Source organism: Pontibacter akesuensis, from assembly GCF_001611675.1.
Lineage (GTDB): Bacteria > Bacteroidota > Bacteroidia > Cytophagales > Hymenobacteraceae > Pontibacter > Pontibacter akesuensis.
The window spans coordinates 370,517-382,524 of the sequence record NZ_CP014766.1 but is presented as its reverse complement, the minus strand read 5'-3'; the positions used below and the strand labels follow the sequence as shown (position 1 = coordinate 382,524).

The following is a 12,008-nucleotide window of genomic DNA, read 5'->3' as shown; positions in this document are numbered from 1 at the left end:
TTTTTCAGCAGACGAGGCTGCCTTTGCGGGGCAGCCTCGTCTGTGTTCATGTTTATAGTTGCAGAAGCTTAATCCAAGCCGCCTTTGCGGGTTGGCTCTCTTAGCGCAGGCCAGGTGCGTTGCTCTCCCGTTCTGGAATCGACAGGCAGTACAATGCGCTCGCGGTTCGACAGTTCAGGGTCTTCACTTGCTTTGTAGGCAAGTATGGCCACCAGAATGGCGTTGCTGCGCACATCATCAAACACTATTTTATCATAAGTGTCGCGGTTGGTGTGCCAGGTGTAGGTACCGTACGACCAGTTAAGCGAGCTTAGCATAAAGGCCGGAGCACCGGCAGCCACAAAAGAGGCGTGGTCTGATCCGCCACCACCCGGGAAACCTGGAAAGTTCGTTTCAATGCCGCTGGTGATTTCCCTTGGAGCGGCACTTAGCCAGCGGCCCAGGTAGTCGTAAGCGTGCAGGAATCCCTGGCCGGAAATATTCACAACCCTGCCCGTGCCGTTGTCCTGGTTAAAAACTGCCTGCACGTTCTTCACAATCTCCGGGTGGTCTGCCACAAAGGCGCGGGAGCCGTTCAAGCCCTGCTCTTCGCTGCCCCAGTGGCCGGCGATGATCGTGCGCTTGGGGTTAGGGTACATCTTTTTGAGGATGCGCATGGCTTCCATCATCACAATCGTGCCGGTGCCGTTATCGGTGGCGCCGGTACCGCCGTCCCAGGAGTCGAAGTGGGCCGACAGGATTACGTATTCCTCTGGCTTCTCAGTACCCTTAATCGTAGCAATGGTGTTAAAGGCAGGAGCGTTTTTGAGGTTTTTCGACTCGGCCTGAATGCGAATCTGCGGTTTGCTGCCGGACTCTACCAGCCTGTACAGCATGCCGTAGTCTTCCAGGGCCACATCGATCGATGGGATCTTCTTGGTGTAGGCTCCGAATATCTTGTTCACGCCAAAACCACGCGACCAGTTAGAGGTGACCACACCCGCTGCACCCGCTTTCTCCAGCGCTGCCGGCAAGGTGCGGGAGTTATAGCCGGTGTTCTTCATCAGCTCATTCCACGCCTCAGCCTGAGCATCGCGATCTTCTTTCATTTTGGCCAGCGATTCTTTCGTGGCGAACTCCTCCCAGTTATAATCAGGCCTTCCGGTAGGCTGCTGCATCGAGATCATCACCAGTTTGCCCTTTACGTTTGGCAGCCATTTCTGGAAAGCTGCCGAATCCTTTACATCCGGCAGGGTTATCAATTCAGCTGTTACGCCCTTGCCTTTGGTGGCGGGGCTCCAGGCCAACTGCGTTGCCTCTAACGACTGTACCCGTGGGTGCACCATGTCTACGTGCGTGGTGCCGCGCTGCCAGCCACGCCACTCACCCCACTGCTCGTTTTTTGCTTCGATCCCCCAATCTTTATACTTGGCTACTGCCCAATCGTGTGCTTTCTGCATCTCGGGGGTGCCCACCAGGCGCGGACCGATGCCGTCGAGCAGTTCATGCGCCAGTCCCTCTAGATGAGAGTTCTCGGTTGCCTCCTTCACAATGCCTTCCACCACAGGATCTTTCACCTGCGCCTGTGCCAGTGTGCCTGTCAGGAGGAGCAGGAAAACAAAGGCGTGTAATTTTCTTTTCATGTCTGTTAGATAAGGAATGATTAAATGGATTGTTGGTACTGCACCTTAGAAGCAAAACAGGGGCGAAGGTTTAGTCCACGGTTAAGTTAAGCTTAAATGAGGTGAATGTTTGGGAGAGAAGCCAATGTTTTGTTTTATCAAAGCTCCCATAGTTTTAAGCTTCTTTTCTGAGGTGATCATTAGAACGGATCGAGTAGATGCTGAATTGGGCGTACTTATTCCCGCCTATAAAAAAGTCTCGCCCACGCCAGGTTATATCCGGCAGGAACGAGACTTTTATACTTGGTAAAGCTACTTAGTCACACCCGATTACAGCCCCACTGCCAATCGGAGAACCCGGTGGCAAATCCAAAGCGCGGCTAGGGCTTACCTCTTCAGCTACCGGGTTGTTCAGGCGGGCCAAAGCGAGCGTCAGGTGGGCTTGGTAGCCATCCTGACTTTTGCTGCGCAGCTTGCTTTCGATGTAGCCTTTCAGGTCTTTCAAGGTAGCGGTGGCGACGGCGCGTGCCTGGTACGAAGCGTTTTCGTTGTGCGCCAGCGCCAGCAGGTGCGTTAATACCACCTGCTCTGTTTGCAGCTGCACAATTTCCTCCAGACCCTTCTTGCGGTTGCTCTTCCAGGTGTTGGTGATGAGCTGCTGAGTTACATCCTGCAGGCTTAGGCTATTACTGCGGGCTCCAAGTTCCACCAAATGCGAGGCGCGCTCCGGGTGCAGCAGAAACGACAGCGTGAAATCGGCAGAAGCTTCAGCGGCGGCCAACGGATCGAAGGTGAGGCCAGTGCGCTTCTCGAAAAGCTCGCGGCTGTTGCGCAGGCCCGGTGCGCGCGGCGGAATCAGGGCAATAATGCGCTCGGGAACTGTCAGCACTTCCGGGGATATTGTTTCCAGCAGGGCGGTGAGTGCTTTCTGCTGTTCTCGCTTGTCCACTACCTCGGTTACCACCTGCTTGTCGCCACGCACGGCATAGGAGTAGTTCACACCCCCAATTAGCTTTGCCACGGCCTCGGTCTGGTAGCGGTGATAATTATAAATAGGCACCAGCATATCCTCCAGCGTGCTCATGGCGGCACCGGGTTTGATGTTTTTCTCCGAGAAGTTTTCTAAAGCCTCGTCTCGTACCTGCAGCACATTTCGCAGTTCTTCCGTCGCGTTTTTGCCGTTGTCCCACAGGTGGGCGGTCGGGTGCACGCCACCGGGAGAGCGGGCGTCGCGGTCGGCGATAAACAGCAGTCCCTCGGAACGGCCTTTAGCTAAAATCTCGTTAAGAGCTTTCTTTTCGTCTGTGCCTTCCGGAAAGTCCTGATAGCCGTAGGTAACGGTAGCTTTGTCCCAGGCGCCGATGCCGGTATCATACGCCTTGCTCAGGTCAATTTTCCCGGTTCGGTCTAACTTTACCTGCGGGTGCGGGTAATCCATTACGGAGGCGTTGTTGTTGGCGGCGTAGTTGTGCATAATACCCAGGGTATGGCCCAGTTCGTGCGCCGATAACTGCCGGATGCGCGCCAGCGCCATGTCCATCATCGCCTTGTTCTCTGATTTTTCATCCTCGTAAGGAGCCAGCAAGCCTTCTGCGATCATGTAATCCTGGCGCACGCGCAAAGAACCCAGCGAAACGTGCCCCTTGATAATCTCGCCTGTGCGCGGATCAACCACCGAAGCGCCGTAAGACCAGCCGCGCGTGCTGCGGTGCACCCACTGGATAATGTTGTAGCGCACGTCCATCGGATCAGCCGTATCAGGCAGCACCTCCACACGGAAAGCATCCTTGTAGCCAGCCGCTTCAAAAGCTTGGTTCCACCAGCGTCCGCCCTCTACCAACGCAGTGCGGATGGGCTCAGGTGCGCCGTTATCGACGTAGTAAATGATGGGCTTCACGGCTTCAGACACCTTTGCTCTTGGGTCTTTCTTCTGCAGGCGGTGGCGCGCGATAAAGCGTTTCTCGATGTCTTCGCCTACCGGTGTGGCATAGTCGAAGTAGGAGATGCCAAAATAGCCCGCACGCGGATCTGAAGGGCGCGGTTTATACTTGCTGTCGGGCAACTGGATGAAGGAGTGGTGCTGGCGCAGCGTGAGTGCCTGCACGTCCGGGGCCACCTCGCGCACGAAGCGTCCGGCATCTTCGCCACCGGTAAAAGTAAGCGTGGCCTCAAATTCAGTATTTTTTGGGAAGCTCTTGGTGCGGGGCAAGTATAGGGCAGAACGACTGGCATCGAGGCGGTAGCTTCCTTGCTTCGAGCGTTTCAGGCTACCGATTACATCGTGCGCATCGCGGAGCAGGAAGTCTGTAGCATCTACCAGTATGCGGTTACCGTCAGCAGCCTCTGCCTTAAATCCCCAGATGATGGACTTGGCGAAGGAATCCTCCACGGCCCGCCGTTCATTCTGGTTTTGGGACAAGGCACGGTAGGAGAGGTTGGGCTGCACCAGCATCACCTTCGGCCCTTGCTTGCTGAAGTAAACCACTTTGGTGTCGCCCAATTGCCCGCGGTCCAGGCCAATATCGTTGGAGCCGAGCCCGGCCGGCAGCGAGTTGACGTACAGGAACTCCTGCTCCAGTTTGTCTATCTCCAGCCAGATTTTACCTGTCGCATCATCATCATAATAAGTGAAGTAACCGGGGAAGCGCTGCATGCCCTCTGTTTTGGAGGCAATGCTTGGAAGGCTCTGGGCCTGGGCTAAGTTGCTTAGGAATAGGGGCAGCAGAAGCAGCCAGAGAAGCTTGGTAAAAGATGCGGTCATTTTTGAGTGTAGCGTTTGATTGATGTAGTAAGATAGGGATTTTTAGCTGGATTTGTCACTCCTCCCTTTGCTGCTTCTTTTCGTTCGGGGATGCGCTAGCGACTCTATGGGCTCGGTCAGGCTGTAGCAATGCCACAGTGGGTAAATCTGGACCCAAGATTACGCTCCCGCCCAAGGGCTGCAACAAAAAAGACTGCGAATGGTATAGCTTTGCAGAAACAACATCACACACCATGAAAGTTAACCAATTATTGACTGTCCTTGGCAGCTGCGTTATACTTGCCTCCTGTGGCGGTAGCAATGAGTCGGAGGGCGAGCAATATTACAATCAGGAACAGAGCCAGGCAGAAGGCGGTGAAAGCCCGGTAGATCAAACTAAAATCGGCGCGGATGCAGCCGTAAACGATGTGCCGGATAGCACCCAGGCAGGGGACCAGGTAAAAGCAGAAGGTGCATCCTTTGCGAAGGGCGAAAGGCTAATTGCCATGTCTGACTGTCTCTCCTGCCACAACGAGGAGCAGCGTATTGTTGGTCCGTCCTATGTGGAGGTGGCTGAAAAGTATGAGTTCAACGACAAAAATGTGGACTACCTGGCAGGCAAAATTATTGAAGGCGGTGCCGGTGTATGGGGACAGGTGCCGATGACGCCACACCCGGACCTTAGCCGCGAAGATGCCCGCGAGATGGCGAAGTATGTGCTGAATGTAAAGAAAAAGTAGTGACGCAACAGGTTGAATGGAAACCGCTGTTTGACGGCAAAAGTACACATGGCTGGCACAGTTACGGGCAAAGCGAGGCGGGCGATGCCTGGCAGGTGCAGGACGGTGCGCTATACTTGAATTCAGGTGCAATAGCGCGCGACGGTGCTATTGGCGGCGACTTGGTGACGGATGCATCGTACGGTGATTTCCATCTGAAGCTGGAATGGAAAATAGCAAGAGGCGGCAACAGCGGCCTCTTGTTTTATGTGCAGGAGGAGCCGGGTAAGTATGAGAAAAGCTGGCAATCGGGGCCCGGAATTCAGCTCCTGGACAACGCTTTGCATGCCGATGCCATGATCCCCAAACGCCGCGCCGGCGATTTGTACGACCTGCTCTCCAGCAGCAAAGAATCCGTGAATCCAGCCGGAGAGTGGAACCAGCTGGAAATACGGTGCGAAGCAGGCAAGTTGCAAGTATACCTGAACGGCGAAGAAACCTTAACCCTGCAGCTTTGGAATGAGGCATGGCAGGAATTGATCCGGAACAGTAAGTTTAAAGACATGCCAGACTTCGGCACGTTTAAATCAGGTAAAATTGCGCTGCAGGACCATGGCGATGCCGTGTGGTTTCGCAGCATCTTTATAAGAGAAATCTGAAGTATGGCAGACACCTCGAACCTCTTTACTCTAAAAGCTACCGCTATACCCGGCACCGAAAGTCGGCTGGGCGAAGGACCTTGCTGGCACCCGGAGGAGCAGGTGCTGTATTGGGTGGATATTGAGGGACATGCGCTGCGCAAGTATAACCCCGACACAGCTGAAGTGGAAGTATACCTGATGCCCGAGCGGATTAATGCCGTCGTGCCTATCGCCGGAGGCGGTTTGCTGGTGGCGCTCCACAACCGCATCTGCACCTATGAAACAGCCACCGGCAAATTAAAAGAAATGGCTAAGCCGCTCAATGATGCCACTATCCGTCTGAATGATGGCAAATGTGATCCAGCCGGGCGCTTTTGGGTGGGTACCATGGCCCTGGATGTGCGCACCGGGGCAGCGGAGTTGTACCGGCTGGACGAGAAGCTGCAGGTAAACCGGTTGCTCCAGCACCTCACCATCTCCAACGGCCTCGCCTGGTCTGCAGACGCGAAGATTCTATACTTTATCGACACCCCCACGCAGACCATTCAAGCCTTTGATTTCAACGTTGCCACAGGTGAGATCAGCAATAAAAGGGAAGTGGTACATGTTTCGGAGCAGGAGGGGAAACCAGACGGCATGACGATCGATTCAGACGGAAACCTGTGGGTGGCCCTGCACGGCGGCGCTGCCGTGGCCTGTTATGATCCGAGAACAGGAGCGCAACTGCACAAAATTGAGGTGCCCGCTACAAACGTTACTTCCTGCACTTTCGGCGGCCTAAACTTAGATACGCTTTACATTACTACTGCCCGGGAGTGGCTGCCAGCAGCGCAGTTGGAGCAATATCCGCTAAGCGGTTCTCTGTTTGAAGTGAAACCTGGTGTGCGGGGCAGGAAGGTCAACTTCTTCAAAGGGGAAGTGTAGCCTTATACCTTACCCAGCACCAGCGTAGTCATACTTCGTTCCTGCTCTACCAGCACCGTTTTCAATGGCTCCAACAGTTCGGTATTCAATAATAAGACCATCTCCCGCAGCAAGGCCTCATCGGCCAGAAACCACACCGGCCCATGCGGCATCTGGTATTTCTGAGGACTTACCGCAGGTAGTTTCCCTTCCATGCCAATGGTAGTGCTGAAGCGGCAGAACAGCATGCCACACGGTTTCAGCACACGCCAAAGCTCCTGCAGCATTTGCCTGAAGTGGGCTTCATTTTCTGCAAAATGGAGTACAGCCGAGCAAAGAACCACGTCAAAGGCAGCCGCCGGGTAAGGCAAACTGGCTAGGTCTGCAAGTACAAAATTGTCTTTCGGTGCCTCTGGCGCAACACGGGCGGCCAATTCCCGGACTTTTTCAATGGCTTTTTCAGATGCATCGGCTCCGTATACTTCCACGCCTGCTTGCAGCAGGTACTGGATGTTCCTTCCACCGCCGCAGCCCGCGTCCAGCAACTTCATGCCCGGTTGAATGCGTCCCTTCAGGAGCTGGTCGAACAGGTATATATCGATGTTTCCGAAAATTTGCGGAAGCTGTGGGAGTGAGGGGAGTAGCATGAAGATTGAATTGTGAAAGGTTGCTTTTGCGGCAATTTATCATGCTTTGACTATACTTTCTCCTAAAATTTTCGGATACTTGAGTAAATCGAGATTCAACAAACCAAAACTATGAATACAGCCACATCAACGCCTGCAGCAAAGTTAAGCACACAGGAGTTTATTCAGAAATACGCCAATCACCCCACCTACATTCCGCCACGCGGGCCGGAACTGCACGCTAAAAACTGGCAGACAGAGGCGGCCTTGCGGATGTTCCTCAACAACCTTACTGATGAAGTAGCCGAAGCGCCCGCTGACTTGGTGGTGTACGGTGGAACCGGCCAGGCAGCCCGCACGCCGGAAGATGCCCGAAAGATAATTGAGGTACTGCTGGAGCTGGAAGAGGATGAGAGTTTGCTGGTGCAGTCGGGCAAGCCGGTGGGCAAAGTACGCACGCATCCTGAGGCGCCGCGCGTGCTGATAGCAAATTCTAACCTGGTGCCGCACTGGGCCAATTGGGAATATTTTAACGACCTGCGCAAGCGTGGCCTGATCATGTACGGGCAGATGACGGCAGGAAGCTGGATCTATATCGGCTCTCAGGGCATTCTGCAGGGCACATTTGAGACGTTTGCTGCCTGCGGCGATAAGTACTTCGAGGGCGATCTGCGCCACAAACTGCTGGTGACCGGTGGCCTGGGGGGCATGGGAGGCGCTCAGCCATTGGCGGCAACCATGGCAGGTGCTACTTTTCTGGGTGTTGATGTGGACCCGGATCGCATAAAAAAGCGTCTGGAAACCCGCTACATAGACAAAATGACGCATGATTATGAAGAGGCAAAGGCCTGGGTGCTGGAAGCGAAGGAGCGGGGAGAGGCAGTTTCAGTTGGTTTGGTGGGCGATATCGGGGACGTGCTGGAGCGTCTGATTCAAGATAACATCACGCCGGAGATACTGACGGACCAGACTTCTGCCCACGATCCGCTGAACGGTTACGTGCCGAATGGCTTGAGCCTGGAAGAGGCAAAAGCGCTTCGGGAGCAGGACCCGGTGAAGTATAAGGAACTGTCGCTGCGAAGTATGGCGCGGCACGTGGGCTTTATGCTGGAACTGCAGGGACGCGGCAGCAAAACCTTCGACTATGGCAACAACCTGCGTGAGTTTGCGCAGCAGGGAGGTGAGCCCGATGCCTTCCAAATTCCCGGCTTTGTACCGGAGTATATTCGTCCCCTTTTCTGCGAAGGCAAAGGCCCTTTCCGTTGGGCTGCCCTTTCCGGCGATCCGGAAGATATTAGAGTAACCGATGAAGCGCTGAAAGAACTGTTCCCGGAGAACACGCATATGATCAAGTGGCTGGATGAAGCACAGGAGAAAGTAGCGTTTCAGGGGTTGCCGTGCCGCATTTGCTGGCTGGGCATGGGCGAACGCGAGAAAGCGGGCCTGCTCTTTAACCAACTGGTGCGCGAAGGCAAGGTCAAAGCCCCGATTGTAATCGGCCGTGATCACCTCGACTGCGGCTCTGTTGCCTCGCCATACCGCGAAACAGAAGGCATGAAAGACGGCTCTGACGCTATTTCGGATTGGCCGCTGCTCAACCTGATGTCGAATGCAGCCGGCGGGGCCACGTGGATATCGTTCCATCACGGCGGCGGCGTAGGCATTGGTTACTCCCAGCACGCTGGTATGGTTATTCTGGCAGACGGCACCGACCGAGCCGAGCGTTGCCTGCGCCGCGTGCTGCACAACGACCCGGCTATAGGCATTTTCCGGCACGCTGATGCAGGCTATGAAACAGCACAGGAGAATGCGCGAGAATTTGGGCTAGAATTGTGATGTCGCCTCTTATTCAAGGACGGAAGAGTTGTGAGTACTCCAGTCAATAATTCCTCTCCTCGGAGGGGTAGGGATGGGTGCTGCTGTTGGCTTGCCTCATGTACAAGCTCCGTTGTAGCGGCTTGATATCGCTTCCACCGAGATCCTTCCAAGATGACAAATAGGGGTGAGAGAGGTAAATCAGAATAAAAATGGCTAAAGCGTCAGCAGGAGTGAAACATCCCCCTACCCCCTTCAAAGGGGGACTTGGCCTTTGTTGCATTGCATGAGCCTTTGCTATCTGAAGCGATTCCAGTCCTTGGGTTGAGCGCCTTTGGAGTTTTTCGGTCCCGCGGGAGCGGGATTGCAAAGCGAAGCGAGCAAAGAAAAGGTCCCAGCGCGATGCCCGAGGACGAGGCCCCGCGGCCGTGAGCGCTCCAAAGCCAAAGGTGAAACGATAGGTATTTGGGAGCTGGAGGATCAGCCGCAGCTAGAAAGGATAGCTTGTTTGCAGATGCGGAAGCTGTGGCTAGGGAAGTATAGCTGAAGCTGACGACGGCACAAGCGGACGCTTGCGTCAGAAAGGATAATGTTTAAACGCTAGGTAATAAGCGTACAAGTATAGCGAAAGCATGGCTGTGTATGAAGTACAAAAGCTACGAATCGAATCATCAAACACCACAAACTATGAACAAAACCACCACAACCCTCATCGGCCCCTTCAGCCAAATCCTGCCGATGACGGACTTACCGAAAGCAGGCGCTCTAAAAGACGAGCAACTGCAGGTGTTGGAGCGGGCAGGCGTGCTGGTGCAAGGGGAGAAAATAGTGAGAGTCGGCAGCTATGAGCAACTGCACCGCGAAGCCATGGAGCAGCAATATGAGCTGCAGTTCATACAGGAGCCAATGGTGCTGCTTCCCGGGCTTGTGGATGCCCATACCCACATCTGCTTCGGTGGCAGCCGCGCCAACGATTACGCACTCCGCGTGGCCGGAAAATCATACCTGGATATAGCCCGAAGCGGCGGCGGTATTCTCGACAGCGTGCGCAAAACCCGAGAAGCGACCCTTGTGGAACTGGTGACCCTGCTAAAACAGCGCTGCGACCGGCACCTGCACGAAGGCGTAACCACCTGCGAGGTAAAAAGCGGTTATGGGCTGACGGTGGAAGAGGAACTGAAAATGCTGGAGGCTATAAAACTGGTGAACAGGCACCATCGCCTCGACCTGATTCCAACCTGCCTGGCGGCACACATGCTGCCCCCGGAGCACTCCGATGGCAGCCTATACCTGCAGGAAATGCTAAAGGAACTGCTGCCGCAATTACAGGAACAAGGTCTTGCTACGCGGGTGGATATTTTTGTAGAGGAGACGGCCTTCAAAGAAGCGGAAGCGCTGGAGTACCTGCTGGCGGCTAAAGCACTTGGTTTTGATGTGACAGTGCATGCAGACCAGTTCAGTACCAGCGGCAGCAAAGTAGCCGCCGAAGCAGGTGCTGTGAGCGCCGACCACCTGGAGGCAAGCGGCGACGAGGAGATCGCCCTGTTAAAGCAAGCGGGTGTTGTGGCAACCGTACTGCCGGGTGCCTCACTTGGTTTGGGGATGCACTTTGCGCCTGCCCGCAAGATGCTGGATGGCGGCCTCTGCCTGGCCATCGCAACAGACTGGAACCCGGGTTCTGCGCCCATGGGCGACTTATTGCTGCAGGCCGCCATTCTTGGAGCCGCAGAAAAACTGTCCACCGCCGAAACGCTGGCAGCTGTTACCACGCGTGCCGCCGCTGCGCTGAACCTAACCGACCGCGGCTGCCTGGCAAAAGGGAAGCTAGCGGACATGATAGCCTTTCCGACTAATAACTACAAAGAAATTTTATACTTGCAGGGAAAGCTAAAGCCTGCTAAAATCTGGAAGCGAGGTCAGCATGTATAGAGCCGCAACAAAAGAATTCTGGAAAGGCCGTGTAGATGTGCATGACGGCGAACTAGGGCTACGGTGGCACCAGGCCGTGCAGCTACTGGATCTGTCTAAGGGTTTGCCAGAAGCAGCGCCTGATGCCGTTGCCTTTGCCTTCCTGGGTTTCTGCTCCGAGGAGGGCGTTCGGCGAAACCAGGGGAGGCCTGGAGCCGGGGGCGGTCCGGCTGCCCTCCGAGCTGCCATGGCATCTTTTGCCTATCACCTGCACGGTTCTGTGCAACTGTACGATGCGGGCGATGTGCTTTGCTCGGGCGGCAACCTGGAGGAGGCGCAGGAACAACTGGGAAAGAAAGTGGCGCTGCTCTTAACACACGGCTACCGTCCGTTGGTGCTCGGCGGCGGCCACGAAATTGCTTACGGTCATTTTCTGGGCTTGCAGCAAGTTACGGCACAGCGGCAGCTGGGTATCCTTAACTTCGATGCGCATTTTGACCTGCGCAGTTACGCGCAGCAGGCAAGTTCCGGCACACCATTTTTGCAGATAGCAGATGCCCTGCAAGCGCAAGAAAAGCCCTTCAGGTATAAAGTGCTGGGGCTGCAGGAGCATGCTAACACGCGTATCCTGTTTCAGACGGCAGATGAGTTGCAGGTGCGTTATACTTACGCAAAGGATGTGCAGGCACATCGGGTAGGGCAACTAAAGCAGGAACTACAGGAGTATTTAGAGGAAGTAGATCAGGTGTATGTCACCGTGGACCTGGATGTGTTTGCCGGCGCTTATGCACCGGGTGTGAGTGCTGTGAACGCGCTTGGACTGCAGCCGGAGGTAGTGCTGGAGTTGCTGCAGTATGTGGCGCAGAGCGGCAAGCTTTTAAGCTTAGATATCGCTGAACTGAATCCCGCTTTCGACACCGACAACAGGACAGCTAAGTTGGGAGCAGCCCTACTTTATAAGGTAGTGCGGGAGTGGCAAAAAGTATAAACTCGAATGCTAGGCATCTTCTAAATGAAAAGAAATCTTCGTTCCTGATTTAGCAGTTGGCTGCTGC

General features: G+C 54.8%; 9 protein-coding genes. 6 read left to right on the top strand and 3 right to left on the bottom strand.

Features of this window, described 5'->3' with window-relative positions; all coding sequences use genetic code 11:
• Positions 1-68: 68 nt before the first annotated feature.
• Both A0W33_RS01530 and A0W33_RS01525 read right to left on the bottom strand, forming a co-directional pair.
• Complete coding sequence (locus tag A0W33_RS01530) at positions 69-1,622, bottom strand: M20/M25/M40 family metallo-hydrolase (protein WP_068836532.1); 1,554 nt, start codon at positions 1,620-1,622, stop codon at positions 69-71.
• Between the two features lie 295 nt (positions 1,623-1,917).
• Positions 1,918-4,362 carry a zinc-dependent metalloprotease gene (locus A0W33_RS01525; RefSeq protein WP_068836531.1) on the bottom strand — a complete coding sequence of 815 codons (2,445 nt, stop codon included), beginning with the start codon at positions 4,360-4,362 and terminating at the stop codon, positions 1,918-1,920.
• Between the two features lie 233 nt (positions 4,363-4,595).
• Here A0W33_RS01525 and A0W33_RS20815 point away from each other — a divergent pair, with 233 nt between their 5' ends.
• Genes A0W33_RS20815 through A0W33_RS01510 form a run of 3 tightly spaced genes read left to right on the top strand, consistent with a single transcriptional unit; the run spans position 4,596 to position 6,625 of the window.
• Entirely contained in the window at positions 4,596-5,081 is a 486-nt protein-coding gene (locus A0W33_RS20815; protein WP_068839866.1) for a c-type cytochrome, read from the top strand.
• Positions 5,081-5,719 carry a 3-keto-disaccharide hydrolase gene (locus A0W33_RS01515; RefSeq protein WP_068836530.1) on the top strand — a complete coding sequence of 213 codons (639 nt, stop codon included), beginning with the start codon at positions 5,081-5,083 and terminating at the stop codon, positions 5,717-5,719. Before A0W33_RS20815 ends, A0W33_RS01515 begins: the two co-directional genes overlap by 1 nt.
• Before the next feature lie 3 nt (positions 5,720-5,722).
• On the top strand, positions 5,723-6,625 hold the full coding sequence (locus tag A0W33_RS01510; protein WP_068836529.1) for an SMP-30/gluconolactonase/LRE family protein: 903 nt from the start codon (positions 5,723-5,725) through the stop codon (positions 6,623-6,625).
• Between the two features lie 2 nt (positions 6,626-6,627).
• Here the strand turns inward: A0W33_RS01510 and A0W33_RS01505 are convergent, their stop codons facing one another.
• Positions 6,628-7,251, bottom strand: a complete 624-nt coding sequence (locus A0W33_RS01505; protein WP_068836528.1) for a class I SAM-dependent methyltransferase — start codon at positions 7,249-7,251, stop codon at positions 6,628-6,630.
• A 111-nt stretch (positions 7,252-7,362) separates the two neighbouring features.
• Between A0W33_RS01505 and hutU the strand changes: the two genes are divergently transcribed.
• From hutU to hutG, 3 genes are all read left to right on the top strand, one after another.
• Complete coding sequence (gene hutU / locus A0W33_RS01500; RefSeq protein ID WP_068836527.1) at positions 7,363-9,066, top strand: urocanate hydratase; 1,704 nt, start codon at positions 7,363-7,365, stop codon at positions 9,064-9,066.
• Positions 9,067-9,732: 666 nt separating this feature from the next.
• Positions 9,733-10,974, top strand: coding sequence for an imidazolonepropionase (gene hutI, locus A0W33_RS01490; protein ID WP_068836525.1), 1,242 nt, complete (start codon positions 9,733-9,735; stop codon positions 10,972-10,974).
• Positions 10,967-11,941: a formimidoylglutamase gene (gene hutG / locus A0W33_RS01485; RefSeq protein WP_068836524.1), complete on the top strand. Its 975-nt coding sequence runs from the start codon at positions 10,967-10,969 to the stop codon at positions 11,939-11,941. Before hutI ends, hutG begins: the two co-directional genes overlap by 8 nt.
• Positions 11,942-12,008: the final 67 nt, after the last annotated feature.

Coding starts and splice junctions, on each gene's coding strand:
- hutG (WP_068836524.1), top strand. CDS start 10,967: ATGTATAGAGCCGCAACAAAAGAATTCTGGAAAGGCCGTGTAGATGTG.
- A0W33_RS01530 (WP_068836532.1), bottom strand. CDS start 1,622: ATGAAAAGAAAATTACACGCCTTTGTTTTCCTGCTCCTCCTGACAGGC.
- A0W33_RS01510 (WP_068836529.1), top strand. CDS start 5,723: ATGGCAGACACCTCGAACCTCTTTACTCTAAAAGCTACCGCTATACCC.
- hutI (WP_068836525.1), top strand. CDS start 9,733: ATGAACAAAACCACCACAACCCTCATCGGCCCCTTCAGCCAAATCCTG.
- hutU (WP_068836527.1), top strand. CDS start 7,363: ATGAATACAGCCACATCAACGCCTGCAGCAAAGTTAAGCACACAGGAG.
- A0W33_RS20815 (WP_068839866.1), top strand. CDS start 4,596: ATGAAAGTTAACCAATTATTGACTGTCCTTGGCAGCTGCGTTATACTT.
- A0W33_RS01525 (WP_068836531.1), bottom strand. CDS start 4,362: ATGACCGCATCTTTTACCAAGCTTCTCTGGCTGCTTCTGCTGCCCCTA.
- A0W33_RS01505 (WP_068836528.1), bottom strand. CDS start 7,251: ATGCTACTCCCCTCACTCCCACAGCTTCCGCAAATTTTCGGAAACATC.